Source organism: Microcystis protocystis FBCC-A270 (assembly GCF_050500235.1).
In the GTDB taxonomy this organism is placed as follows: Bacteria; Cyanobacteriota; Cyanobacteriia; order Cyanobacteriales; family Microcystaceae; genus Microcystis; species Microcystis ichthyoblabe_A.
Window position 1 is genome coordinate 4,591,709 of sequence record NZ_CP191407.1, and the last position, 23,994, is coordinate 4,615,702.

Annotated in this window: 25 protein-coding genes and 2 pseudogenes; 17 read left to right on the forward strand and 10 right to left on the reverse strand. The window is 40.9% G+C overall.

Annotated features, from left to right (window positions below):
• The first annotated feature begins 7 nt into the window (after positions 1-7).
• A complete protein-coding gene (locus ACQY1X_RS22470) occupies positions 8-517 on the forward strand; it encodes a tetratricopeptide repeat protein (protein ID WP_430015159.1) in 510 nt (169 codons plus the stop codon).
• A gap of 364 nt (positions 518-881) precedes the next feature.
• Here ACQY1X_RS22470 and ACQY1X_RS22475 read toward each other — a convergent pair whose 3' ends face one another.
• On the reverse strand, positions 882-2,036 hold the full coding sequence (locus ACQY1X_RS22475) for an ISL3 family transposase (protein WP_430013357.1): 1,155 nt from the start codon (positions 2,034-2,036) through the stop codon (positions 882-884).
• 223 nt (positions 2,037-2,259) lie between these two features.
• Here ACQY1X_RS22475 and ACQY1X_RS22480 point away from each other — a divergent pair, with 223 nt between their 5' ends.
• Positions 2,260-2,511, forward strand: coding sequence for a hypothetical protein (locus ACQY1X_RS22480; protein ID WP_430013589.1), 252 nt, complete (start codon positions 2,260-2,262; stop codon positions 2,509-2,511).
• 34 nt (positions 2,512-2,545) lie between these two features.
• Here the strand turns inward: ACQY1X_RS22480 and ACQY1X_RS22485 are convergent.
• Positions 2,546-3,760, reverse strand: a pseudogene (locus ACQY1X_RS22485) (ISL3 family transposase).
• Between the two features lie 161 nt (positions 3,761-3,921).
• Between ACQY1X_RS22485 and ACQY1X_RS22490 the strand changes: the two are divergent.
• Together ACQY1X_RS22490 and ACQY1X_RS22495 are read left to right on the forward strand one after the other, a co-directional pair.
• On the forward strand, positions 3,922-5,262 hold the full coding sequence (locus ACQY1X_RS22490) for a cation:proton antiporter (protein WP_430014708.1): 1,341 nt from the start codon (positions 3,922-3,924) through the stop codon (positions 5,260-5,262).
• A gap of 403 nt (positions 5,263-5,665) precedes the next feature.
• The gene (locus tag ACQY1X_RS22495) at positions 5,666-6,013 is read left to right on the forward strand and encodes an NADH-quinone oxidoreductase subunit K (protein ID WP_002796737.1); all 348 of its coding nucleotides are present in this window, start codon (positions 5,666-5,668) and stop codon (positions 6,011-6,013) included.
• 39 nt (positions 6,014-6,052) lie between these two features.
• On the opposite strand, the pseudogene ACQY1X_RS22500 reads toward ACQY1X_RS22495, so the two are convergent.
• A pseudogene (locus tag ACQY1X_RS22500) lies at positions 6,053-7,380 on the reverse strand (RNA-guided endonuclease InsQ/TnpB family protein).
• 90 nt (positions 7,381-7,470) lie between these two features.
• Between ACQY1X_RS22500 and ACQY1X_RS22505 the strand changes: the two are divergent.
• The 8 genes from ACQY1X_RS22505 to ACQY1X_RS22540 all read left to right on the forward strand — a co-directional run bounded on the left by ACQY1X_RS22505 (position 7,471) and on the right by ACQY1X_RS22540 (position 12,845).
• The gene (locus ACQY1X_RS22505) at positions 7,471-8,907 is read left to right on the forward strand and encodes a cation:proton antiporter (RefSeq protein WP_193977232.1); all 1,437 of its coding nucleotides are present in this window, start codon (positions 7,471-7,473) and stop codon (positions 8,905-8,907) included.
• Positions 8,904-9,287, forward strand: coding sequence for a Na+/H+ antiporter subunit E (locus ACQY1X_RS22510; RefSeq protein ID WP_002738904.1), 384 nt, complete (start codon positions 8,904-8,906; stop codon positions 9,285-9,287). The genes ACQY1X_RS22505 and ACQY1X_RS22510 overlap by 4 nt, the downstream gene beginning before the upstream one ends.
• Entirely contained in the window at positions 9,284-9,535 is a 252-nt protein-coding gene (locus ACQY1X_RS22515) for a hypothetical protein (RefSeq protein ID WP_002739224.1), read from the forward strand. The genes ACQY1X_RS22510 and ACQY1X_RS22515 overlap by 4 nt, the downstream gene beginning before the upstream one ends.
• Positions 9,532-9,801, forward strand: coding sequence for a monovalent cation/H(+) antiporter subunit G (locus ACQY1X_RS22520; protein WP_002752066.1), 270 nt, complete (start codon positions 9,532-9,534; stop codon positions 9,799-9,801). The genes ACQY1X_RS22515 and ACQY1X_RS22520 overlap by 4 nt, the downstream gene beginning before the upstream one ends.
• A gap of 8 nt (positions 9,802-9,809) precedes the next feature.
• Positions 9,810-10,352, forward strand: a complete 543-nt coding sequence (locus tag ACQY1X_RS22525) for a DUF4040 domain-containing protein (RefSeq protein WP_002738849.1) — start codon at positions 9,810-9,812, stop codon at positions 10,350-10,352.
• Positions 10,352-11,014 (forward strand): Na(+)/H(+) antiporter subunit B, encoded by a 663-nt coding sequence (locus ACQY1X_RS22530; RefSeq protein ID WP_002738825.1) that lies wholly within the window; start codon positions 10,352-10,354, stop codon positions 11,012-11,014. Before ACQY1X_RS22525 ends, ACQY1X_RS22530 begins: the two co-directional genes overlap by 1 nt.
• Before the next feature lie 547 nt (positions 11,015-11,561).
• Positions 11,562-12,344 carry a pentapeptide repeat-containing protein gene (locus ACQY1X_RS22535; RefSeq protein ID WP_272103550.1) on the forward strand — a complete coding sequence of 261 codons (783 nt, stop codon included), beginning with the start codon at positions 11,562-11,564 and terminating at the stop codon, positions 12,342-12,344.
• Positions 12,345-12,392: 48 nt separating this feature from the next.
• Positions 12,393-12,845 carry a hypothetical protein gene (locus ACQY1X_RS22540; RefSeq protein WP_272103548.1) on the forward strand — a complete coding sequence of 151 codons (453 nt, stop codon included), beginning with the start codon at positions 12,393-12,395 and terminating at the stop codon, positions 12,843-12,845.
• A 17-nt stretch (positions 12,846-12,862) separates the two neighbouring features.
• Here the strand turns inward: ACQY1X_RS22540 and ACQY1X_RS22545 are convergent, their stop codons facing one another.
• Positions 12,863-13,513 (reverse strand): ParA family protein, encoded by a 651-nt coding sequence (locus ACQY1X_RS22545; protein WP_430015160.1) that lies wholly within the window; start codon positions 13,511-13,513, stop codon positions 12,863-12,865.
• A 297-nt stretch (positions 13,514-13,810) separates the two neighbouring features.
• Positions 13,811-15,283 carry an Asp-tRNA(Asn)/Glu-tRNA(Gln) amidotransferase subunit GatB gene (gene gatB, locus ACQY1X_RS22550; protein WP_430015161.1) on the reverse strand — a complete coding sequence of 491 codons (1,473 nt, stop codon included), beginning with the start codon at positions 15,281-15,283 and terminating at the stop codon, positions 13,811-13,813.
• 610 nt (positions 15,284-15,893) lie between these two features.
• Here gatB and ACQY1X_RS22555 point away from each other — a divergent pair.
• Entirely contained in the window at positions 15,894-17,423 is a 1,530-nt protein-coding gene (locus ACQY1X_RS22555; protein WP_430013591.1) for a pyruvate kinase, read from the forward strand.
• Positions 17,424-17,725: 302 nt separating this feature from the next.
• On the opposite strand, the gene ACQY1X_RS22560 is transcribed toward ACQY1X_RS22555, so the two are convergent.
• Entirely contained in the window at positions 17,726-17,920 is a 195-nt protein-coding gene (locus ACQY1X_RS22560) for a hypothetical protein (RefSeq protein ID WP_002738625.1), read from the reverse strand.
• Between the two features lie 236 nt (positions 17,921-18,156).
• Between ACQY1X_RS22560 and ACQY1X_RS22565 the strand changes: the two genes are divergently transcribed.
• The 4 genes from ACQY1X_RS22565 (at position 18,157) to ACQY1X_RS22580 (ending at position 21,394) form a co-directional block, all read left to right on the forward strand.
• Positions 18,157-18,732 (forward strand): hypothetical protein, encoded by a 576-nt coding sequence (locus tag ACQY1X_RS22565; protein WP_002738922.1) that lies wholly within the window; start codon positions 18,157-18,159, stop codon positions 18,730-18,732.
• Position 18,733: 1 nt separating this feature from the next.
• A complete protein-coding gene (locus ACQY1X_RS22570; protein ID WP_430015162.1) occupies positions 18,734-20,413 on the forward strand; it encodes a glycosyltransferase family 39 protein in 1,680 nt (559 codons plus the stop codon).
• An 11-nt stretch (positions 20,414-20,424) separates the two neighbouring features.
• A complete protein-coding gene (locus tag ACQY1X_RS22575) occupies positions 20,425-20,634 on the forward strand; it encodes a hypothetical protein (RefSeq protein WP_002752080.1) in 210 nt (69 codons plus the stop codon).
• Positions 20,635-20,995: 361 nt separating this feature from the next.
• Positions 20,996-21,394, forward strand: a complete 399-nt coding sequence (locus tag ACQY1X_RS22580; protein ID WP_287230906.1) for a hypothetical protein — start codon at positions 20,996-20,998, stop codon at positions 21,392-21,394.
• Between the two features lie 106 nt (positions 21,395-21,500).
• Here the strand turns inward: ACQY1X_RS22580 and ACQY1X_RS22585 are convergent, their stop codons facing one another.
• From ACQY1X_RS22585 to rnpA, 4 genes are all read right to left on the reverse strand, one after another.
• A complete protein-coding gene (locus ACQY1X_RS22585; protein WP_002739254.1) occupies positions 21,501-21,995 on the reverse strand; it encodes a protein jag in 495 nt (164 codons plus the stop codon).
• A complete protein-coding gene (gene yidC, locus ACQY1X_RS22590; protein ID WP_002739053.1) occupies positions 21,995-23,143 on the reverse strand; it encodes a membrane protein insertase YidC in 1,149 nt (382 codons plus the stop codon). The genes ACQY1X_RS22585 and yidC overlap by 1 nt, the downstream gene beginning before the upstream one ends.
• A gap of 84 nt (positions 23,144-23,227) precedes the next feature.
• A complete protein-coding gene (locus tag ACQY1X_RS22595; RefSeq protein WP_002763099.1) occupies positions 23,228-23,623 on the reverse strand; it encodes a PH domain-containing protein in 396 nt (131 codons plus the stop codon).
• Positions 23,613-23,975, reverse strand: a complete 363-nt coding sequence (rnpA, locus tag ACQY1X_RS22600) for a ribonuclease P protein component (protein WP_130758085.1) — start codon at positions 23,973-23,975, stop codon at positions 23,613-23,615. Before rnpA ends, ACQY1X_RS22595 begins: the two co-directional genes overlap by 11 nt.
• Positions 23,976-23,994: the final 19 nt, after the last annotated feature.

Sequence of the window (23,994 nt, forward strand, 5' to 3'; positions counted from 1 at the left end):
AAAAAGTATGCCCAAAAAAAATAACGATACCCTCAAACGAGTCTTAATTGTTTCCTCTGGTTTAGTATTTTTGGCTTTAATGGTGGTGCCAACTTTAGGTTTATGGAAAAATAATAATTCTAATTCCCCCCAAGGCAGTCAACCCGGGCAAGAGGCAACTATTGCCCCCGAAAAATTACAAGAAATGGTCAAAGGTTACGAGAAAATTCTCGAACGCGAACCAGATAACCCCACTACTTTGCAAGGACTAGCCCAAGCTCGCCTACAGTTAAAAGATTTTATCGGAGCTAGAGAACCTTTAGAAAAGTTATATCAAAAATATCCCAACAATCTGGAAGTTATGCTTGTTCTTTATGGAACAAGATTACAAACTCAAGACGTTTCTGGAGCGAAAAGTCTCCTGGAAAAATTAGTCAAAAATTATCCCCAAGAACCGAAGTTTAAAGAAGAATTAACTCGTTTAAATCAAGCGATTGCGGCAGCTTCCAAACAGCAAACCCCAGAACCTAAAAAGTAATGAAAAAAGAATTAATGGCTCTCCTAGACTGAGTAGGATCGATTAGTAACAAAACGCCAATTTAGGAGGACTCTTCGCCTAAAGTTATCAAAGTTGTTTAACCGATAAGCCTGACTGCTTGACATAAGTGGGTGAAAGCTAGTAGCAGAGGAACTGGGAGAAAAAAGGGTAGAGAGATATAATTGGTTGAAGTAATCACACTTTCGCGCTCCTTTAAGTTTTGATAAGCTAAGACGCATTTAAAACGCTTATTCTTAGATTAGCCGAACCTTCCCCAATCCCTTTACTGTTGCCTTTTGACTCTTGCCTCTTGCCTCGTCTCAACAAGCAATTGGCTCTCCTGGTTTTCGTGTGTTAATTTTTGTTATAAATTAAAGCAAGCAAACAGCTTAAGTCGAAGATGTTCAAAATTGGTAAATCCATAACTCATTCTTTTAATAAGCTTGATTTTGGTATTCATTCCCTCAATTAATCCGTTGGTTGTATGATTTTCAAAGTAATTACAAATACCAGGCAAATGCTTCTGGATCATGCTGGCACTACTTTGATATAATATCCCGCCTATTCTTATCCATTTTTCCAATTTTCTCTCAGCACCTCTGAACGTTCTACTACTTTGATAAATTTGTCTAATTTCTTCTTTCATTTCCCAGGCTATTCCCAAGCAGGGATGTTCTTTCAGGATAACTTCTAGTTGTTGTTTTTGCTCGTCCTTTAAGTCCTCTTTATTCTTCCATAATAAATGAGGTAATCCTTTTTCATGCACCCCCATTAACTTTCTCAATTTATTAAGCTCGTCATTAATGATATCCATTACATGAAAACGGTCATAGATGATTTTAGCATTGGGAAATAATTCCTTGCTCACTGCTGTAAATCCTGACCACATATCGACGCTCACTTCTTTCACCTTCTCCCGAACTGCGTCTGGCTGTGCCTTTAAGGCTTCCATTAATTCTTCTTGCTTATGTCCTTTAATCACATCTAGTAAAATTTTTTTGTCCAGATCTACGACCGTTGTTATGAAATCTTTATGTCCTTTTAAGTTACTAAATTCATCCAAGCTTATTCGTTCTGGTGCTTCCCACTCTTCCTTTTCTAGTTCTTTAGCACAGTGATTAAATATTAACTCAACTTCTGACCATCCTAACCCTTCTTCTCGACTTATTTCTTCGATGCTACAATTTTTTACTCTCTCATAAATCATCGATTCATAGCGAATTGTCTGAGGCTGTCTTAATCTCATAAAACTCAGTCTTTCGCTGATATACTTTTGGCACTTTTGACAATGAAACTGGCGGCGTGGTACTTCTAAATATACCGGATTGCCTAATATTGACAAATCTCTGACTAGATTATACTCTGTCTGATTGATTCTGTCCAAGGTTTGATGGCAATTCGGACATTCAATTGTTTCATTTAAAAGAGCGAGCTTTAGGAAAATTGTCTGAGCAATTTTTTGATAATTGACCACTGTTACATTTGGTAAATCGAGGAGTTGATCAAAATTTATCCACATAACCCACCTCCTGTTCTGTGTTACTATTATACCATGCTCACACAGAACCTAGAAGAGCCAGCAATTTAAATTACGAACAGCTTAATCCATATTTTTGCTAATAAACATAGCAAAAGTATGGATAATTTCTTGACCTAAGATCACATCACATTTTATTCTTTTTTCCACTTCTATCTAAAAATCGAGAAAAAAGCAAGACCTTCCGTTATACCATAAAAAAATCATGCAAGAAGTCTATTATAGAACCAAAACAATCTATTTGCCACCCGAAAAATTCTTGATCAATAGGACTCGATCGAGGATAATTAGAGAAAGTATCTTTGCTGGTGAAATTGAGCAGATTAGTCTAGGAAAACCCTGCCCTAGACAAAGTAAAGATCAGAAAATCCTACACCATCAATACTCTAACGATCGCTTGGATAGTCGTTCCCTTTTTGAGCGGCTTTATTGGCTATTTACTGTCTCGCTGGGCTAAATATCTGTGGCTCTTCGTTACTCTTTATGCTAAATCAACATACAAGATGCCAAGACAACATACTTCTAACCCAAAAATTCCGAAAGTTTCTAAAGCCATAGGCTCTCCGTTTTATTAGTTTAAGTTTATTGTTGATTCCCTCGACCATCCCATTCGTTGTCCTTCGCTCGAAATAACTAATTATTTCTCCAAACCAGTTTCGGATTGTTTGACAACTCTTAGTAAAAACACTGGAGGATTTTGCCAACCATTCCGAGATGGATAGCATTCCCTCTGTCGGATTCTCTGAGGTTTCATAAATCTTTCTAAATTCTTCCTTTAATTCCTGCATCTTTTGCAAATTTGGGAATTTTTCTTTGATAGCTTCTAGTTTGATTTTTTGAGTTTCCGTTAAATCTTCTTCATTTTTTAACAGACTATATTTACTTCGCTTTAAAATTTCTAGCTTTGCTTCTTTTTCCGTTTTCTGTTTTTTATTTTTCTGCGCTTCTACGGCTCTTTTTTCCGCTCTTCTCTGTTCGTCTAACTCTTGATTAATTTGTTTCATTACATGAAATCTATCGGCGACTACCTCGGCCGATGGCATCAATTCTTTCACCAAATTTTTATAGGGCAACCAAAAATCTATGCTGACTTCTTCAATTTGCTCTAACACCTCTTTTCCCCAGCCTGTCAGCGTTTTCCTCAATTCTTCTTGTGTTCGCTTCTCTAGAATAGCTATTAGTTTTCCCGTATCTAAATTTACTAAAACTGCACAGTAATTTTTTTGCCCTTTGACTAGAGCGATTTCATCAATTCCTAGTCTTTTTAATTCCGATAGGTCTGGCTCTGTAATTTCTTCGGCGATGTCCTCTATCATTCTTTGAATCTCTTCTTCCGTTACGTCATTTCTTCGGCTAACATTTAAAATATCTCCTTCTTTTAATTGTTCGAGTATATTCTCGGCTAGTCTTTTCGTATAGGTTCGTTTCTTGGCGACAAAATCTAACTCTTCGCTAAAGGGTTTCTGACAATTACCGCACTTAAATTGACGACGATTAACTTGTAGGTACACTGGTTGACCTGAGATTGGTAAATCTTTGACTAAATGTCGATGATTTTGGTGGAGTTTATCGCTCTCTAACCCACAACGAGGACAGATTGCTTTTTGATTTTTCGATTCGACTGGTCAAACTATACCGATATTTTCTAGGTGTCGATAGCCTTGAATACAGGTTCCTTGTAGGTTCAAAAATTTGTCAAGTATCATAAGTAAAATAATCTCGTTTTTGGCAATTATATCAAATCTTAACTCAATTGTCTATCTTTTGGCATTAACCTGTTTGTGCCTTAAGTCCTTCCCTGTATGGATTTCAGCTACTTTTGAGCTTAGGTACTCTCATCGAATTTTATTTTAAGTTAATTATTTGCATAACAATTCCCGAAGAGCCATATCTGTCCTTAATTACTTCTGTTATCTCTCTCGCCTATTCTCTCCTTCTATTTAGCCAATCCGCCCCCATAACCCTCAACCTACTGGATAATTATGGCGTGAAACTGGTAGCCGATCAGTTAAGTGCCTATTTTATCCTCACTAATGCCCTGGTGACGATGGCGGTGATCCTTTATAACTGGGAAAGTAGCAAAACCGCCTTTTTTTACGCCCAAGCTATCATTCTCCACGGCAGCATTAATTCTGTCTTCGTCTGTGAAGATTTTATTAGCGTTTACGTTGCCTTAGAAGTAATTAGTATTGCCGCTTTTCTGGTGATTGCCTATCCTCGCAGCGATCGCTCTCTCTGGGTTGCCCTGCGTTATCTGTTTATCAGCAATGTGGCGATGTTATTTTACCTTATTGGCGCAGTTTTAGTCTATAAAGCCAATAATTCCTTTGCTTTTGCTGGTTTAAAGGGCGCACCTCCCGAAGCCTTGGCTTTAATCTTCATGGGATTATTAGTCAAAGGGGGAATCTTTGTCTCGGGATTATGGCTACCGATGACACACTCGGAATCGGAAACCTCTGTCTCGGCGCTGATGTCAGGGGTGGTGGTAAAAGCGGGCATTTTTCCCCTCCTGCGCTGTGCTTTAATCCTAGAGGATTTGGATGGACTAATTCGGCTTTTAGGGGTGCTAACGGCGATTTTTGGCGTACCCTATATGATTTTTGAAAAGGATAGCAAGCGGATGTTAGCCTTTAGCACGATCGTGCAGCTGGGTTTTATTTTGGCTGCCCCACCGGTGAGCGGTTTTTATACCCTTACCCACGGATTAGTTAAATCTTCCCTATTTCTGTTAGTGGGAGTTTTACCCAGTCGCAATTTTAAAGAATTACAGCAACAAGCGATCCCTAATTCCCTCTGGATTGCCTTAGTGGTTGCTAGTTTTTCCATCTCTGGATTCCCCCTATTATCCGGTTTTGGAGCGAAAGCGTTAACGATGAAAAATTTAGTCCCTTGGCAAGAGGTAGCCATCAATTTAGCAGCCTTAGGTACAGCGATCGCCACTGCCAAATTTATCTTTTTACCCCACGCAAAAGTTACCACTGGGAGAAAGTTAACCTTGAGTGGATGGTTAGGAATAATACTATTGTTAACTGCCTTATTTGTAGCCAATGCTGTCTATTTCGATGCCTACAATCTGGGAAATATCAGCAAAGCTTTAGGGATTATTGCTATCGGTTGGGGGTTGTATCTAGGGATATTTAAAAAGCTGTCCTTACAATTATCGGTTCTTCGGTTTGTCTTATGCAACGGACAGGATCATAAGAGATAAAACCTTTATAGAGAAAGACATTTGCTGATTTTTGTCAATTGTTTTCGATCTAGAGCGAACTAATCAATTAAATCTCTTGCCAGACAAGGATTTAGTCGATTTATGCCCCCCTATCGAACCATAACAAGTAACGAAGAACCCAATTATCAACAGCTTGGGAACAATTTGATAATCTCGTCGGTATGATGGCTGTTATATTAATGCTGTTGTTCCTTTCAATTCTAGCCCAATTAGCTCCCTCATTCCTAGCTTTTAGCTAATAGTAACTATAGATCTTCACCAATTCACCGATGATTCAAGGAAGAAGCGGCAAAGCCTGAGAATTTTTTGATCAATTGGGACTCGATCGAGGATAATTAGAAAAAGTATTTTGACTCATAACCAAATCTAATCAAGAAGCCCAGTGACGATTCCCCTGCTAGAGTTGTTTGTATTCGCCACCGTTTTGTGCGGATTTTTAGGAACATTCCTGAAAAAAAACTTAATCATGAAGATTATCGCCATGGATGTCATGAGTACGGGCGTTATCGCCTACTATGTGGTGATTTCTTCCCGTGACGGTTTATTTACTCCCATCCTCGGTACAGTTAAACAGCAAAATTACGCCGATCCTGTACCCCAAGCAGTGATTTTAACAGCGATCGTCATCGGTTTTTCCATTCAGGCGTTAATGCTGGTGGGAGTGATGAAATTAGCCAAAGATAACCCCACCCTCGACAGCAGTGAGATAGAAAAAAATAACACACCTTGACATCCTCGCCGCCGTAAAACGGACGGCGATTCCCAAACCTCACGATTTAGGTTTCTGCTTCTTTCCCTTGCGGGGTTCCGCACCTGCCTTAACAGATTTACTCTGTTCTGGTCTTATGGTCGCTCTACAGACGGCTCTTCTGGTTTCTGTGTGGAAACGAGGTCTATACTGATAGTTTCTTCGACAAAATAGTCCTAAAAGTGTTACCCGATAAGCATTTCACGATTCCATAAGCAAAAATTATCACACAAAGTCGAGAAGAGCCTACAGACTGACACCGCAAGCCCTGCGGCCAAAATATTTTTACTAGCGTTAACATCTCGGTCATGGTGTGTTCCACAGTCTGGACAGTCCCATTCTCGAACATTTAACGGCATTTTCTCAGCAATATACCCGCAATTACTACACCTTTTAGAGCTAGGAAACCATCTATCTATTTCGATGTAATTTCTCCCATACCAACGGCATTTATAGGCTAATTGTCGAGTGATTTCTCCCCAACTAACGTCAGATATTGCCTGAGATAATTTCGGGTTTTTGACCATATTCTTGACGGCTAAATTCTCAACCATAATCGTTTGGTTTTCACGAACTAATTGAGTGGTTAGCTTGTGTAAATGGTCTTTTCTACTATCGTTAATTTGAGCGTGAATTCTGGCTACTGTGATTCTCGCTTTTTCCCGATTCTTTGAGTCTTTTTTCTTCCTAGAAAGATTTTTTTGTGCCTTTTGCAGTCTCCGATAATGTTTCTTAAAATGCTTAGGATTAGATACTTTGTCACCATCGCTGGTAATCACAAGGCTACTAATTCCTAAGTCAATTCCGATGGCTTTATCGGTTACTGGTAATGGCTTAATCGTTGGGTCATCAAATCTAATTGAAATATGCCAACGTCCAGAAGGATGTAATCTGACTGTTACTGTACTTGGCTCACAGCTTTCTGGGATTTGTCTTGACCATCGAATAGGTAAAGATTCTGTGCATTTGGCTAAATAGATTTGTTTGTCTTTAAATTTAAAAGCAGATTTGGTAAATTCGGCACTTCCTCCCTGATGTTTTTTCTTAAAGTTAGGATACTTAGTACGACCAGCAAAGAAATTAGTAAAAGCTGTTTGTAGGTGTCTTAACCCTTGTTGTAAAGGTACACAGCTAACTTCATTGAGAAAGTTTAATTCTTCTTGTTTTTTCCACTCGGTTAGCATTGAAGACGTTTCAGCATATCCTACTCTTTCTTGTCTTTCATACCAAGCTTGTGTTCTGAGATGGAGAGCTTTATTGTAAACTAATCTTACACAGCCCAAAGTGCGCCGCAATAGCGACTCTTGTTCTGGTGTGGGGTAAAATCGAAACGAATAGGCTTTTTCCATGCCTCACATTCTAGAATATATCTTCTAAATGCGCTAGTATTTAACAGTAAAGCCAACCTAGAACAACGGGGTTTCAGACCCAAATTTTCGATGAATACTTTAACGATCGCTTGGATAAGTTTACCCTTTTTGATCGGCTTTATCATCTATTTATTGCCGCGATTAGACAAATATCTGGCTCTCGCCGCCACTATTATCTCTCTCGCCTATTCTCTCCTTCTATTTAGCCAATCCTCCCCCATAACCCTCAACCTACTGGATAATTATGGCGTGAAACTGGTAGCCGATCAGTTAAGTGCCTATTTTATCCTCACCAATGCCCTGGTGACCATGGCGGTGATCTTTTATAATTGGGAAAGTAGCAAAACCGCCTTTTTTTACGCCCAAGCTATCATTCTCCACGGCAGCATTAATTCTGTCTTCGTCTGTGAAGATTTTATTAGCGTTTACGTTGCCTTAGAAGTAATTAGTATTGCCGCTTTTCTGGTGATTGCCTATCCTCGCAGCGATCGCTCTCTCTGGGTTGCCCTGCGTTATCTGTTTATCAGCAATGTGGCGATGTTATTTTACCTTATTGGCGCAGTTTTAGTCTATAAAGCCAATAATTCCTTTGCTTTTGCTGGTTTAAAGGACGCACCTCCCGAAGCCTTGGCTTTAATCTTCATGGGATTATTAGTCAAAGGGGGAATCTTTGTCTCGGGATTATGGCTACCGATGACACACTCGGAATCGGAAACCTCTGTCTCGGCGCTGATGTCAGGGGTGGTGGTAAAAGCGGGCATTTTTCCCCTCCTGCGCTGTGCTTTAATCCTAGAGGATTTGGATGGACTAATTCGGCTTTTCGGGGTGCTAACGGCGATTTTTGGCGTGTCATACGCAGTGTTTGAAAAGGATAGCAAGCGGATGTTAGCCTTCCATACTATTTCCCAGTTAGGTTTTATTTTAGCTGCCCCGGTAGTCAGTGGTTTTTATACCCTTACCCACGGTTTAGTTAAATCTTGCCTATTTCTGTTAGCGGGAGTTTTGCCCAGTCGCAATTTTAAAGAATTACAGCAACAATCGATCCCTAATTCCCTCTGGATTGCCCTAGTGGTTGCTAGTTTTTCTATCTCTGGATTCCCCCTATTATCCGGTTTTGGGGCGAAAGCGTTAACGATGAAAAATTTAGTTCCTTGGCAAGAGATTATGATCAATCTTGTGGCGGTGGGGACGGCGATTTCCTTTGCTAAATTTATCTTTTTACCCCACGCGGGTGGCGAAAGTAAACAGAAGTTAACTATCGGTTTCTGGACAGCAATAATTCTGCTCCTTGCCGCCCTATTTTTATCCAATGCCGTCTATGTTGAAGCTTATAATATCCCCAATATTATCAAAGCTTTAGCCGTCATCGGTGCCGGGTGGTGGTTATATCTGGGAGTTTTCAAAAAGTTATCCCTAAAATTATCGCGGGTCTGGGAACAATTTGATCATCTCATCGGTATGATGAGTATAATGTTAGTTCTATTATTTTGGATGGTTTTAGCATGATTGGACATATAATTCTGCGTTTAACTATGTGGTTTTTACTCACCGCTAATTTTACCCCCGCTAATATTATGATCGGGGTGGCTATTGCTTTTCTTTTGCCCCGTAATTTCGCCTCTAGCGAAACTTTAGGCGATTGGTTAAAGGTAATAATTAAAGTCTTTATAGCTATTCCCCAAGCTTATAAAGAAGCGTTTGAAATTATCTTTCGTCCCCACAAGGAAGAAGAAATTATTTTAGAGAGAATTTCGGGTAAACGTTCACCCAGATTGGCTTTTTGGGATATATTTCTGATTACCTTTACCCCGAAAACTATCGTCACCGAATACAAGGAAAATGAGGGTTATGAAGTTCATGTAATTAAACGGAGTACCCAGGGATGAATATTGTTCTCATTGCCATGATTGTCGCCCTATTAATTCCCCTTTATGAAGTGGCAAAAAATGATGACATCTGGCAAAAAATGGCCGCCTTTGCCAGTGCTTCCAGTAAATCATCGATTATTATTCTAGTGGTGTCGGTTCTGCGGGATGATTGGATGATTGGAGTGGTAGCAGTGATTATTCTCAGTGTTGGTAATGCCGGTTTTATGTTATTAGCACAAATTCTTAAACGATTGAACGAATCATGATTGACATTTTCAGTTATATCTGCATCGCTATCGGAGTTTTTTTCTGGTTTTGGGGAACGGCGCATCTTTTAGACAAGCGCTCGGTATTATATAAATTACATGGTCTATCTGTCGCTGATACTTTGGGTTCGATGGCGATTATTTTCGGGCTACTTTTGAAAGTTCCCCAAAATTGGCCTTTATTATTATTGGCAATAATTTCCCTAGCAATTTGGAACACCATGTTAGGCTACGTTTTGGCTTATACTTCTAGCGATCGAGAGTAGAATTAAAGATGAATGAAAGTTATCTCTATGTTATTGTTGCCCTCTTGCCTTTAACTGCGGCGATGGTGATGTTACAATCTAATCCCTACCAAGCTTTAGTAATTCGCGGGGTTTTAGGGGCAATAGCCGCTTTAGTTTATGCTTTATTAGGGGCAGCAGATGTATCTTTAACCGAGGCTTTGATGGGAACCATGTTAGCCGTAACTCTCTACGCGGTGGCGATTCGTTCCTCTTTAGTGATGCGTTTAGGAGTAATTGCCGAGGAAACCGATACAGTTTTAGAACAGTTAAAAACTCAACTACAAACGGTTTTAAGTAAACGTTTTATGCGTTTAGAATTAGTTGCCTACAGTGATAAACAAGCTTTGCAACAGGCACTTATAGATAAGGATATTCATGCCGTCTGTATCCGTCAAGACAATCCAGAAACCATCCCCTACGAAACCACAATTAGATTACCCTATCTCTACGATATTTTTAAAAATGAATTAACGGCAGCCAACACGATTTTAACCTGTATTGAAACCCCAAAATTAGAGGAGAAACACTAATGAAATGGATTTATACTCTAGCCGCTATTGCCTTCGCTGTCAAAATGGTAATTATTCCCAATACTGCTTCCTCTATATCATCCTTAGAAATTGTTGAATCCCTGGTGCGCGATGGCGGTGTTCCTAATGCGGTTTCGGTGGTTATTTTTCGTAATCGTCTCTACGATACCATCTATGAAGTGGTTGTTTTTACCATTGCCATTATGGGGGCGAATTTTCTTTTAGCCACCGAAAAACCCGCCAGTAAAATCCATCAATTTACCGACCAACCTTCAATTATTTTAGCCCGTTTAGGGTCAACAATTGCCGCTTTAGTGGGCATTGAATTAGCTATCCGCGGACATTTAAGTCCGGGGGGAGGTTTTGCCGCCGGAGTCGCCGGAGGTACAGCAATTGGTTTAATAGCAATTACCTCGTCTCCCGAATGGATGCAAGCAATTTATCGCCGTTGGCAAGCGGCAACATGGGAGAAAATTTCCGTCTTAGTTTTTATTGTTTTAGCCGCCATTACTCTCTCAGGATTTGAGTTACCCCACGGGGAATTAGGGGCGCTATTTAGTGGCGGTATTTTACCGATACTAAACATTTTAGTCGCCGTTAAAGTAGCTTTAGGTTCTTGGGCAGTAATCCTCGTTTTTATCCGTTATCGCGGTTTATTGTGAGAGGTTAATATAGTCATTTCAATTAAGATTGAGAATATCAATGTCGGGGTAAGCGCATCTTAACAATCCTTGACAAAATGAACTTTATGTGAGTTGCTTACCCAGAGGACGATTCAAGCATATTTGAGTAGAATTTACCATCTCAATGGTGAAGCAAAAATAGACCAAATGGGTCGATTTCCTAACTATTCTAATCGACTGGTATCACTTGAAAGTCCCACGCGGATCACAAAATTGGCCAATTGTCAATAGCGTTTGAGACGCTTTCACCCTGCTCGCTTCCCCACTTCTCTCTCCCTAACCCCCAACAGCAAAAATTAAGTTTTGTATCAAAAATTTGCTAATTTTGCTGTTATGTGCTATACAGTTACGCGTCAAAACAGGATAGAAAAACGAGATTTTCTTAATTACCAGACATTTTCTCAAATTTTATGGCAACTCTCCCAGAGTCAAATTATCCTGAAAGAAATCCTCTCCTAGAAAATCCGACAAGACTCAGAGAAATTGTAGCCATTAATGCTTTTATCCTTGTATTAGGACTTCGATAATGAAAGAATTGGAGCGATACTATAAAGTTTTAGGGTTAGATCATGGGGCATCTCTCGATGAGATCAATCAAGCCTACAAAGATTTGGTGTTTATTTGGCATCCCGATCGCATTCCCAAAGATAATCAGCGTCTTTTGGAAAAAGCCACCGCTAAACTGCAAGAAATTAACCAAGCTAGGGAACAATTGCGGCAAATTCATCAAAATTCTCCTAAACGCTCCAATTCCGCCCCTAAAACTGAAACACAGCCCGCCCACGCCTATAAAACTGCTTCTCCCTATCAGCCTCACCCTAGCCAACCCGGCCAAAATTCCCAAACCCACAGTCAACAAACCCACAGTCAACAAACCCATAGTCAACACAGCCACTCCCAGAATAACCATCAGGTTCACAATCATGGCGCCTGGCGCCCTCACTATCGGGATTTAAACGGAGCCGATTTACAGGGAGCTAACCTGAAAGAAAAAGATCTCTCTAGTCGCAGTCTCATCGGGGCTGATTTAAGCCATGCCGACTTAAGCGATAGTTTCCTGCACAAAATTAACCTAGAAAAAGCTAATCTGTACAAAGCTAATCTTTTTCGCGCCAATCTCCTCGAAGCGAACCTTAAGGGCGCAAATTTACAGGAAGCCAATCTCATCGGGGCGGATTTAAGCGGGGCGGATCTGTCGGCGGCGGATTTACGCGGGGCAAAAATTGGCTTTGGTAAACGTATTATGGTGAAATTAACCGGGGCAATTTTAACAGGAACAATTCTCCCCGATGGTTCGATTCATCAATGAATAACCTCCTGCTAATTTTGATTTTTCTTTAATAGGAACTATCACCCGATGGGCATTTATTACACAATCGCTGCTGTTTTTCTAGGAATGCAATTAGCCACAGGAGAAAATTTATCGGCGGTAAATCATGATTTTCTCCGACTGCAAAAAGCTCTAGAAAAACATAATTTTATCGTCAAAATTGCCCCGCCACCAGTGCGAGGAGCCTACGGTTTATTTGATAGTAAAACTAGAATTATTTGGATTCATCCCCTAGTTTTTGACTTAGGTATTGCCCGACCAACATTAATTCATGAAGCTGTCCATGCCGCTCAACTTTGTCATGGAGGCAAAACAGTTAAAGCTCTTAATTTAGCCATAGAACCACCAGCAATGACCAGAAGATTTTTTATGAATTATCAGGGTTTTAGCAGACAAATTGAAGCCGAAGCCTATACTATTCAAGTTCAGCCCGATGGTCTAGATTTAGTCATTTCTTTACTACAAAAATATTGTCCTTAGAAAACCTGTTCATAAATCTACCAATCCCGTTCTAATTCTTCGGCCACACGACGATAATCGGCGCTGGCTTCCTGGGCATTTTTACCGCGCCAATTGGTAATAACAACCCCGTCTAAAACGGCTTTTTCGTGGGCCTTATAATTTCTGACAAAAGCATGACAGGCAGGAATACCTAATTCTAATAAAGTATTTTGTGCTTCTAAAGTTTCCTTAAGACTACGAGAATCCACTTTTGTTAATAAAACCCGATAGGCAATTCCTAGGGGTTTAACTGCCGTCCGTACCGTGTCAATTAAAGCCATTAAATCCATCGGTGCGGGAGGAGTCGGTAAAATTAAATAATCTGATTCTGCTATTACTGCCGTAAGTAATTCGGAGCGCAAAGCTGGTGGTGTGTCAATCACGATCAGATCGTACTCGATAATTTGACGCAATTCTCCTAATTTCTCTGTATTAATTTGCTTGGCTAAATCAAATACCATACCCGCTTGATTTCTTTCTACCCACCAAGTGGAGGAACCCTGCGGATCTGCATCCACCAGCAAAACACGCTGATTCTCCCCCCAAATTGCCGCTAAATTGACCGCAGTTGTGGTTTTACCCACACCACCTTTACCATTGACAACAGCGAGAATTTTTGGGCTATTAGACTTTAATTGCGAGGTCATTTTCAGTTATTAGTTATCAGTTATCAGTTAAGTAAGTAGGCGTTAAAAGTTATCAGATGCCCCTCTTATTAAGGGGGGATCCCCCCGCCTACCGGCACCCCCCTTATCAAGGGGGGCAGGGGGGATCGAACCTAAAATCTATCTTCAATTTAATTATAACCAGCTACTTATCAGTTACCAGTTATCAGTTATCAGATTTGAGTTTTAAGTTCACTGATTACTGTTTACTGATTACTGATTACTGAAAAAAAGCTCCCCACTGATTACTGTTTACTGATTACTGATCACTGAATATAACTAACCAGAAAGTTTTTGATCTAAGATTTGGCTAGTTAATTTAGGATCGGCTTTACCGCCGCTTTTTTTCATGACTTGACCGACAAAAAATCCCTTAAGATTGGTTTTACCAGCCCGGAATTTTTCTAACTCACTTGGATGGGCGGCGATAATTTCCTCGATCAGTTTTTCGATCGCAGAACTGTCAGAAATTTGTATTAATCCTTTCTTTTCCACCAGCGCTTTGGGTGAACCGCCTTCGGTGAGAAGTTCCGGTAAAATTTCCTTAGCAATTTTGCCACTAATTGTTCCCGTTTCAATCAGTTTAACTAATTCGGCTAAGTCTGACGCTTGCAGGGAAATTTCTGTGATCGTCAGCTTATTATTATTCAAATAAGCGGCGATATCTTGACTGATCCAGTTAGCGACTAATTTCGCATTGGCCCCCGCAATTACAGCAGTTTCAAAATATTCGGCCACGGTGCGATCATCGGTTAAAACCCTGGCATCGTAGGCGGAAAGACCAAATTCTTCTTCATAACGACGACGTTTACGAGCGGGTAATTCCGGTAATTCTTCTGCCCAAGCTTTTAACTGTTCGGGGGAGACTTCCAGGGGGGGTAAATCCGGTTCGGGAAAATAGCGATAATCGCTAGAACCTTCTTTTTTCCGCATACTAATCGTCCGTTGAGTAGCTTCTTCCCAAAGACGGGTTTCCTGTACGATTAGTTCGCCATTTTCGATCGCTTCAATTTGTCGATCGATCTCGTATTCTATGGCTTTTTGGATAGCACTAAAGGAGTTCATATTTTTAATTTCTACCTTAGTCCCGAACTTTTTAGTGCCTTTTTTGCGAACAGAAATATTGACATCGCAGCGCAGGGAACCCTCCTGCATATTGCCGTCACTGATGCCGAGATAACGCACTAAACGCCGTAATTCTTGGGCATATTCCGCCGCTTCGGCCCCGGTGCGTAAATCCGGTTCCGAGACGATCTCCAATAATGGTACACCTGTACGATTAAAATCCACGAGGGAATGGGTGGAACCGGAGAGACGTTCGCTGCCAGCATGAACCAGTTTTCCCGCGTCTTCTTCCATGTGCAGACGGGTAATGCCGATAATTTTGCGGCTAACTTCCTTAGTTTTTTTATCGACGATCTCGATTTCTAGTTGACCCTGTTCGACAATAGGGAGATCATACTGGGAAATTTGATAATTTTTCGGCAGGTCGGGATAAAAATACTGTTTGCGATCGAATTTGCTATGAGGTGTAATTTTACCATCGATAGCTAATCCCAGTTTAACGGCACTGGCCAGGACTTCTTGGTTAAGGACGGGTAATACCCCCGGATAACCCAAACAGATGGGACAGACGTTAGTATTGGGGGGACTATCGAAGTTGGTGGGACAGGAACAAAATATCTTGCTTCTGGTGTTCAGTTGACAGTGGGTTTCTAAACCGATAATTGCTTCGTATTCAGTGGCAGACATATTTTCTCGCTCTCGCCGACACAGGAATGATCTGTTTAATCATTATAGTCGCGATTCTGGATCATTCCCTCCCTTCATAAAACTTAATACTGTAGTTACTAATAACTTTATGCACCTTTAATATAGCTCAAAAAAGATAATTTATTCAACCAATGTCCGCCATTATTTTAATAATATCAAAGGTATAAGACAGGGAAGCTTATCGATAATTTTTCACCGATAAACCTAGCTTTTTTAGTAGCGACCACCGACCAGCGACTCCCGAAAACGAAAACTTCCCAACTCACCATGAAGATAACCGCCACAAATCGTAGCAAAAATTAACTTCTAGAGGCGGGATATTCGCTTAGTATAGAAACAGAGAGATTATGTCCAAGAACTGACCCCATAGCCGGACAAAAGCAATATAAGCGGCGAAAGTGAGCATTTTCTAGGCAAATATTGCCTTAGTAAGTAGGTGGATGTTAAAAATTGTCAGATACCTCCCTTATTAAGGGGGGATCGGCACCCCCCTTATCAAGGGGGGCAGGGGGGATCAAGGACAAAATCTATCTTCAATTTAATTGAAACCACTTACTTAATTGACGATTTTTACTTTTTACTTGATTTTATGTCTTTAACTCTCTCAGAACAACTCAAACGAGAACAATTATCCTACCCTCAAACTCTCCTCCATCATCTGCAAAAGTTACGGCATTTTGTGACAGTAGAAGGAGAGGAGAAATTGCAGCAGTGGAAAAACCTGATTGAAAAGGATAATTTTCAACCTAGCACCCGTAATTTAGCCTATTATCTCGCCCTGAGACAAGAAGATATCCGGGATTTACAATTAGCTTTAATGCCCTGGGGATTATCTTCCCTAGGCCGGATTGAATCGAAAGTTTTACCGACTCTCGATGCGGTAATTGCCACTTTAGGGGCGGTTTGTCATCAAGAAGCCTCATTATTACCCAAACATCCCCCTTTAGAGGCATTTTTCCAAGGAGATCAACTTTTAGCCTCCCATAGCGCCGAAGTTTTTGGTCTGTCTTCCCCCCGGCGTCGGGTGCGAATTATGGTGACAATGCCGACGGAGGCGGCAACCGACCCCGATTTTATCGCCCAATTACTGCGTTGCGGGATGGACTGTATTCGCATTAATTGCGCCCATGATAGCCCGAAAGAGTGGCAGGGAATGATTGAAAATCTGCGCGAGGCAGTCAAAAATCCCGAAAATTTAGTCAATGGACATACCTGTAAAGTTTATATGGACTTAGCCGGTCCAAAAATCCGTTTAGAAGAGATTTTAGCCCCCCAGTCCCAAACCAGACTATATCAAGGGGATTTTCTCCTCTTAACCACCCAACCGCCCCATACTGCCCATCCTCAGTATTTTCAGGCTAATTGTTCCCAACCGGAAATTATTCCCCAAATTCCCGTCGGGGCGAAAGTTTGGATTGATGATGGTCATATCGGGGCTGAAGTTATTGCCATAATGCCAGAAGGTCTCTTACTAAAAATTACCCACGCCAGGGAGAAAGGGGAAAAACTCAAAGCAGATAAAGGCCTAAATTTCCCCGATACCGTCTTAAATATCGATCCTTTGACCGCAAAAGACCGGCAAGATTTAGATTTTATTGCCGAAAATGCCGATATTATCGGTTACTCTTTTGTACAAAAAGCCAGCGATATCGAGACACTACAGCTAGAGTTACAAAGTCGTTTGGGGGATGCTTGGCGACAAAAAGCAATTGTGGCCAAAATAGAAACACCTTTAGCCGTGAAAAATCTACCCGAATTAATCATCCATGCCGCCGGTAAACAACCTTTTGGGGTGATGATTGCCCGGGGTGATTTGGCTGTAGAAATTGGCTATCAAAGATTAGCAGAAATTCAAGAGGAAATTCTCTGGTTATGCGAAGCGGCCCATATTCCAGTAATTTGGGCTACCCAAGTCCTAGAAAATCTGGTCAAGAAAAGTATTCCCTCCCGGGCCGAGATTACCGATGCCGCTATGGCCGAAAGGGCTGAATGTGTCATGCTGAATAAGGGGGAATATATCCGCGAAGCGGTGACAATTCTCGATGATGTTTTACAAAGAATGCAGACCCACCAAGCTAAAAAAACGCCCCAATTACGCGCTCTCCATTCTTGGGTTTAGGCAGTTTCAGTTATCAGTTATCAGTTATCAGTTATCAGTTATCAGTTATTAGTTATCAGTTATCAGTTCACTGTTTACTGTTTACTGTTTACTGTTTACTGACCACTGAAAAAACTCCCACTCCCCCACACCTTTTCAACAGGATTGAGAATCAGAGGCTCTTCTGGTTTCTGTGTGGAAACGAGGTCTATACTGATAGTTTCTTCGACAAAATAGTCCTAAAAGTGTTACCCGATAAGCATTTCACGATTCCATAAGCAAAAATTATCACACAAAGTCGAGAAGAGCCAATCAGAGGCAAATTAACGCATATTATTGACCGCACCGCTAACCAAACCAGCGCTAACATAGCGACCATAACCATCAAGACGGTTTTGTTGAGCGATTCGGGAGGGATTATTGACGAGATCGGCAACTCCCACACCCATCATCACCACGGAGATAACTGCGATTAAGTAGTTACGGACAAAAGTTGGATTTTGGTGGCTGACTAACATGGTTGTTACCTCTCTTTCCTGTCGATAACCTTAGAATACGAGAGGGTTTGGGGTGATGTCAGTCCCATAATTCCGGGTGACAGAAGTGGAAAAAAGTGGAATCCACAGATAAGCTATGATTTTTTGTCGATTAGAATCGGTAAATAGGGAATCGGGAACAGGAAAAGGGCAATATTCGTCGCTTATATGGTTAAATAATCAGTAAATTGCCTAAAAACTGACATATTCTCCAGAATATGACCCTAGAAACAGCGATTATGACCATAAAATTTTTCTGGCCTTTAGTTTTAGGATTATCTATTGTTATTATTGACAATGGGCAATATTTGAGAGCAGAAACGGTAACTTTGAGCGCCAGTCAACGGCAACAACTGCGATCGCTAGATGCTAAGATTATTTTACCTAACTATATCCCCCCCGGATTTCGGGCCAGCGAGATTAAAATCCTCGCAGAAGAGGGGAAAGGATACGCAGTCCTCTTTGAAAATGCCGAGAATAGCTGTTTTTTGGTGGAAGGAATCGAAAACGCCAGGGGCGATGATGGTTTAGAATTAGAGGGAACCCTAGCGCTCAATTCCCCACTATTTGGAGAAGGATACTGGCTTAATTATGGTACACCCAAAGACTCGGAATTAAGGCAACAATTCCCCGAACCCGATTTATATTCCGATTGGATGAAAATGGGAGAATATTTTTATCGTCTCAGTGGGGCATTAATTGCCCGGGAGGAGTATGATTATCCTAATTGCCGTCAAGATATTTCCCCATCGGAAGCGGTTAAAATAATCGAATCTTTTGGAGATAACAATTAAATTGAATTTATCTACAGTCATTTCTAATCTAAAACAAAAAGGCAAGGAGCGGTTAGCTTGGTCTGATTTTTGTTGGTTAGGATTAGTAATAATTTTGGGACTGGTTATTAGGTTAACACAATTAACGAGCAAACCTCCCTGGACGGATGAATTTGCCACTATGGTTTTTAGTATTGGCAATAATTACCAGATAGTGCCGTTAAATCAAATAATTTCCCTAGACACTTTATTAGCACCTCTCCAGAGCAACCATCAGGCAACTATTGCCGATGTAATTAAATTAGTTATTCAGGAGGACAATCATCCACCTTTATATTTTATTTTCGCCTATTTCTGGAATAAATTATTCTTTGATCGGGGAGAATATGTATCTTTAGCAGGAATGCGATCGCTGGCAGTATTTTGGGGAGTTATTTCGATTCCTCTAATTTATTTTATCAGTAAATTGGTCTTTAAATCTGGCTCGATCGCTTTTCTGTCGGCGATTTTAATGGCGGTTTCTCCCTACGCGGTTTTTATCTCCCAAGAAGCGCGTCATTATACTTTAGCGGTTGTATTTGTCCTCATATCTTTAGGCTGTTTTCTGAGGGCAAGCAGCAAAATTATCGACCATAAGAGAATATCCCATACTTTGGTTTTTTTCTGGTTAATTGTCAACTGTCTAGGGTTATTAGTCCACTATTTTTTTAGTTTAACTATCCTAGCGGAAGTGCTAACTTTATTATGGATTTTATTCAAGCAAATCAAACAAAAAAACTTTTGGATAACTAATTGGTGGCGTTTAAGTTTAGTTTTTTTAGGTAACTTGAGCTTTATTATTATTTGGTTTATCAGCTTTGTACCCAAAGATTATGGCAATCAGATGACTGGTTGGATTCAGAGAGACAATGATAGTTTTTTAGCCGTAATTAGCCCCTTTTTTCAGTTACTGGGAACATTAATAACTATGCTTTCCCTGCTCCCCGTTGAATCAGAATCTTTAATAATTATCTTGATTTCTGGGGCAATAATGATCGGTTTTTTTCTCTGGATTATCCCACAATTAAAAACAGCATGGCTAGACTCCTATAAACCAGAATTAGGCATTCTCTCGGCATTTTTTCTCAGTTCAATTGCCATTTTCTTTGTCATCACCTATCTGCTTTCGATCGATATTACCCGGGGAGCTAGATATAGTTTTGTTTACTTTCCCTCGGTAATTTTAATTCTGGCAATTTTATTAGACAATTGTTGGCAAAGGCAGCAGAAAAGAATAGTAATTATTGTAATTATCATGGCTTTAGTTAGTTCCCTAAGTGTGACTTTTAATTTAGGCTATCGTAAGTATTATCGCCCAGATAAATTAGTTACCACTATCGAAAATAATAGCCGTTATCCGTTAGTAATTGCCACTAGCTATAGGAGTTTGGTGCAGGTGGGAGAAATGATGGGAATTGCTTGGGAATTTAACCAAAGATTTCCCGATAAAAACCCTAAGTTTATCTTAGTTAACCCAGAAGAAAAGCCAAATTTTAATCGGTCATCTTCTCCCCCTTTTGAATTATGGTTAATCAATTTCCATTCTTCAATAGATTTATCGGACTGTCAACCTTCAGAGTTGTCCTCCAATTATGTAACAGGTTATCAATATCAAAAGTTTCTCTGTGGGCGATCGATGAATTATAATAATAAAGTTAAGTAGGGCTATTAACTATGATTATTTGGGTAAATGAACAGATTGATCCCTGTGGTTTAGTACAAGCTTGTATTGCCTGTCAAGACGAACAAGCGGCAAAAGATTGTCATCAAAGTTGGTTAACCAATCTTACGGACGAACAAAAACAAGCGGGATGGGTAGCAGTTTTAAGAACCGTAGAATCCTGGGATGATGTACCAGTAAATGCTCTGAAGTTAAGTTATTAACTAGGGTTTGCGGCAAAAAGTTTGGCGTGGGTGTGGGGTGTTTTTAAAGTTGAATAGGGAGTTAATCCCACTATTAACAACGTCAATCGATGACAAAATTTTGGCTGCCAGAGCTTTGAGAGCAAAAACAGGCGAAAAGACAGAAGAGAAAGGAGATATCTGGCTAAAATAACGTCAGTTCGGGTTAAGCAGATCTTGCCATGACTTTCAGGAAAGAATAGGACTGACTGGCTACGGTAAAATTAGGGTTTCGGCTTATCTCGAACTGAGGTTAAAATAAAAAATATTTCAGTTATCAATAGTAAAGCCCACTAAAATGATAACTGTCCTTCATTCCTACTCAAAACAGGGGCTATTTTTCGTGAATATCAGAAAAGAAATCACTTTATTGATGATGTGCATGGCATTTTCGGGTACATTTTTCGGTGAGGTTTTCGCTGCTCCACGTCTTGACTGGCACAGTGCCGATTTTGAAGGTCTGCGAGTAATTGCCGAGTCAGCTTGGAAGACCGAATACGAAGCAAAGAAACGCGGGGAAGAACTACACTTCAAATATGGATTTCAAAATCTGGGTATTCTTTGGATTCCTTACTATAGTAATCTATCGGGAAAATCGCTCTATCAAACAATTATCGTTCCAGAGGGCAATTGTGATCGATTTTTACAAGAGAATATTCGACGAATCAATCGCGATGCCTACTGCTTTACACCCAGTAATCGTGGTTTAGCTCCCAACCGTCGAGGTGGTCGTATTTTCTAATTTTATATCTCCATGGCTGTGGTAATTCTCAACTCAATTTTAGAGTGAGCAAGAAGGCTAAAGCCTAAAATAAAAAAGAGGGCAGGTTTTACCCCACCCTTTGATCCTACTTTAAACGAATTACTAACCGGCGATCGGGTTCCACGCCGCGACTTTCCGTGGTTAAATCGTTTTCTTCCTGAAAAAAGGCATGGATTTGGCGACGTTCCGCCGAAGATAGGGCTTTTAATTCTATTTCCTGTCCTGTTTGCCGCACTTGCGTCGCCGCTTGATTAACCCAGTCGAAAAGTTCTGACTGTCTTTGTTGACGATAGCCATTGATTTCGACAATATAGAACTGATGTTCTGCCGACTCGACACCAATATTCAGAATCGTATTAGCTAGGGATTGAATCGCATCCAGTCCCTCACCCTTGTTAGCGAGGAGGAGTTCCACTTGTTGGGGACTCAATTGACTGCTATCAATAATTAACCAACAGGAGGAAGGTCCAGTTCCCAATTCCTGCACACCAATCTGGACATCTGTGGGCATGGCCATCAACTTTAGCAGTTTTTCCAGCCATTGTTTAGCTTTCTCGCTATTTTGCTCCCATATACTCATTACGATGTTTTTTCCTTTTTCTTGCTAGAACGTTTTTCAAAGGGGAGAGCATCGCGGGATTTTTCGGTTTTTTCCTGTTCCGCTACCAATTTTTGCAGGTTTTCCGGTAAAGGTTCCCGCATCAAAATTACCGTTTGAATAGTTTGGAAGATGTTCGCAGTTAGGATATACATCAATACCCCCGCCGGTAAGGGGAAAAACAGGAACATCATACTAAAAATTATCGGGGTGATTTTATTCACCGTTTGCTGTTGTTGGGCTGCTCCCCCCGAAGGAGCGCCGGCGCCGGATAACTCTTGGTTAACATAGATACTAATACCGAAAGCGATCACCATCGCCAAGATATCCCAGTGAATTTCACCATTGGCACCGGTTGCCCCAATTCTTCCCAGGGCCTCAATAAAGAGAAAACCCGTATTAGCGGCAATCCCCGGCACGATAACTTTAATACTGGCATCTCCGGGGGCTAAAGCGACGATAGAACCGTCTTCATTAACTTGCACCAGTTCTTGACCTTTAACCACCTCGTAGGTGGGTTTTAGGTTATTTTCGGGTGCTTCCGTGGCTAATTGGCTTAAAGACTTGCCCTGGTCGTTTTGCAGGTCGATTTTTACCTGTTCTCCCGGGGCGATTTTATTGCCTTGGGGTAAAAAAGCGGTGATGGGATAGTGGAGAGACTCGTCAATATAAACGTTTTGGGGTTTGGTGCCATAGGGTTGGCGCTGGACGAGGGCGATTTGTTCGCTCGGTAACACCTGTAAATCGACGGTGTAGTTAATATCCGAGAAGGGGGAACCCCGCAGCGTCGCAAATAAAGCCAAAAGAATCGGCATTTGTAATAACAGGGGTAAACAACCGGCCAAGGGATTGCCCAACTCCTGCATTAATTTGCCCATTTCCTCCTGTTGTTTTTGGGGGTCGTTTTTGTAACGTTGTTGAATTTCTGCTTGTCTTTCCTTCATTAAGGGTTGAGTGATTCGCATTTTTCTCATATTGCGAATCTGGCCGGCGCTTAGGGGAAAGACGGCAAATCTGACCACCAGCGTTAAAGCAATGATGGCGAAACCGTAACTATGCACAATCCGAAAGAAAAAATCTAGGATTGGCAACATGATATTTGTGGAAATAAATCCGACTCCAAAATCCATGGCTTTAATCTATGCCTTCTCGTTTAATGGGGGTTCACTTTGACAAATCTAATTTATCGAATCGCGGTGATCGATTATTTTGTTTTATTGACTGATGATCGATTCTAGGGGACGACCGGTTTTATCGGCGACTCTTTCGGCAATGTAGTCATGAATTTCCCGGAATTTCGGCATCGCGCGCATTTCTAAACGACTTCTATCCTTGAGAGTTACGACAATGTCTCCCCAAATACCAATTCCTCTCGGCATTTTTGCCACTTTTGCCACTTCTGAATAGATAATATCTGTGCGATCGCGTCCCATCCAACCCCCAGTGATTGAAATCCGCCGATCGGTTATCTTATATCTTAACCAGATTGCCCGCACCACTGCCCCAACGGTTAAAGGTAAACAAATCACTGTAAATCCTAGCAGTATATTGATGATTAGGTCGCCGATGTGCGGACCGCCTTCATAAAAAGTTTCTTCTTTAATGCCCATGAATTATATTGGCCTTCACTAACAACTGCTTTAATTCTCGCAAAAAATGTTCATAATTGCACTCGATCGCCCCGGGACGGATAATGATTATTCCTCGCCATCCTGTCGCTATTTCTGGCAATAACTGCCGAATTACCGCTCTTATTTGCCTTTTTAGTCGATTACGAACCACCGCTTTTTTACTAACTTTCTTGCTAATCGAGATGCCAAAACGACTGGGAAGAGCCTTATCCGGGCCAGAATCCTCTAAACTAATTAAGGTTAAGTGGGAACCGTGATAACGCTTCCCTGTTCCATAGACAGCTTGAAAATCCTGTCGATGTTTTAAGCGATGAACTTGGGGTAATCCCACGAAAATTAGTCGGTTCCCA

What these genes read in the sequence shown, in the direction of transcription:
- ACQY1X_RS22475 (WP_430013357.1), bottom strand. Translation starts at nt 2,036, where the DNA reads ATGTGGATAAATTTTGATCAACTCCTCGATTTACCAAATGTAACAGTG.
- ACQY1X_RS22470 (WP_430015159.1), top strand. Translation starts at nt 8, where the DNA reads ATGCCCAAAAAAAATAACGATACCCTCAAACGAGTCTTAATTGTTTCC.
- ACQY1X_RS22595 (WP_002763099.1), bottom strand. Translation starts at nt 23,623, where the DNA reads ATGGGCATTAAAGAAGAAACTTTTTATGAAGGCGGTCCGCACATCGGC.
- ACQY1X_RS22575 (WP_002752080.1), top strand. Translation starts at nt 20,425, where the DNA reads ATGATTATTTGGGTAAATGAACAGATTGATCCCTGTGGTTTAGTACAA.
- ACQY1X_RS22535 (WP_272103550.1), top strand. Translation starts at nt 11,562, where the DNA reads ATGAAAGAATTGGAGCGATACTATAAAGTTTTAGGGTTAGATCATGGG.
- ACQY1X_RS22560 (WP_002738625.1), bottom strand. Translation starts at nt 17,920, where the DNA reads ATGTTAGTCAGCCACCAAAATCCAACTTTTGTCCGTAACTACTTAATC.
- ACQY1X_RS22540 (WP_272103548.1), top strand. Translation starts at nt 12,393, where the DNA reads ATGGGCATTTATTACACAATCGCTGCTGTTTTTCTAGGAATGCAATTA.
- ACQY1X_RS22530 (WP_002738825.1), top strand. Translation starts at nt 10,352, where the DNA reads ATGAAATGGATTTATACTCTAGCCGCTATTGCCTTCGCTGTCAAAATG.
- ACQY1X_RS22505 (WP_193977232.1), top strand. Translation starts at nt 7,471, where the DNA reads ATGAATACTTTAACGATCGCTTGGATAAGTTTACCCTTTTTGATCGGC.
- ACQY1X_RS22480 (WP_430013589.1), top strand. Translation starts at nt 2,260, where the DNA reads ATGCAAGAAGTCTATTATAGAACCAAAACAATCTATTTGCCACCCGAA.
- ACQY1X_RS22555 (WP_430013591.1), top strand. Translation starts at nt 15,894, where the DNA reads ATGTCTTTAACTCTCTCAGAACAACTCAAACGAGAACAATTATCCTAC.
- yidC (WP_002739053.1), bottom strand. Translation starts at nt 23,143, where the DNA reads ATGGATTTTGGAGTCGGATTTATTTCCACAAATATCATGTTGCCAATC.
- ACQY1X_RS22510 (WP_002738904.1), top strand. Translation starts at nt 8,904, where the DNA reads ATGATTGGACATATAATTCTGCGTTTAACTATGTGGTTTTTACTCACC.
- ACQY1X_RS22585 (WP_002739254.1), bottom strand. Translation starts at nt 21,995, where the DNA reads ATGAGTATATGGGAGCAAAATAGCGAGAAAGCTAAACAATGGCTGGAA.
- ACQY1X_RS22525 (WP_002738849.1), top strand. Translation starts at nt 9,810, where the DNA reads ATGAATGAAAGTTATCTCTATGTTATTGTTGCCCTCTTGCCTTTAACT.
- gatB (WP_430015161.1), bottom strand. Translation starts at nt 15,283, where the DNA reads ATGTCTGCCACTGAATACGAAGCAATTATCGGTTTAGAAACCCACTGT.
- ACQY1X_RS22520 (WP_002752066.1), top strand. Translation starts at nt 9,532, where the DNA reads ATGATTGACATTTTCAGTTATATCTGCATCGCTATCGGAGTTTTTTTC.
- ACQY1X_RS22565 (WP_002738922.1), top strand. Translation starts at nt 18,157, where the DNA reads ATGACCCTAGAAACAGCGATTATGACCATAAAATTTTTCTGGCCTTTA.
- ACQY1X_RS22545 (WP_430015160.1), bottom strand. Translation starts at nt 13,513, where the DNA reads ATGACCTCGCAATTAAAGTCTAATAGCCCAAAAATTCTCGCTGTTGTC.
- ACQY1X_RS22515 (WP_002739224.1), top strand. Translation starts at nt 9,284, where the DNA reads ATGAATATTGTTCTCATTGCCATGATTGTCGCCCTATTAATTCCCCTT.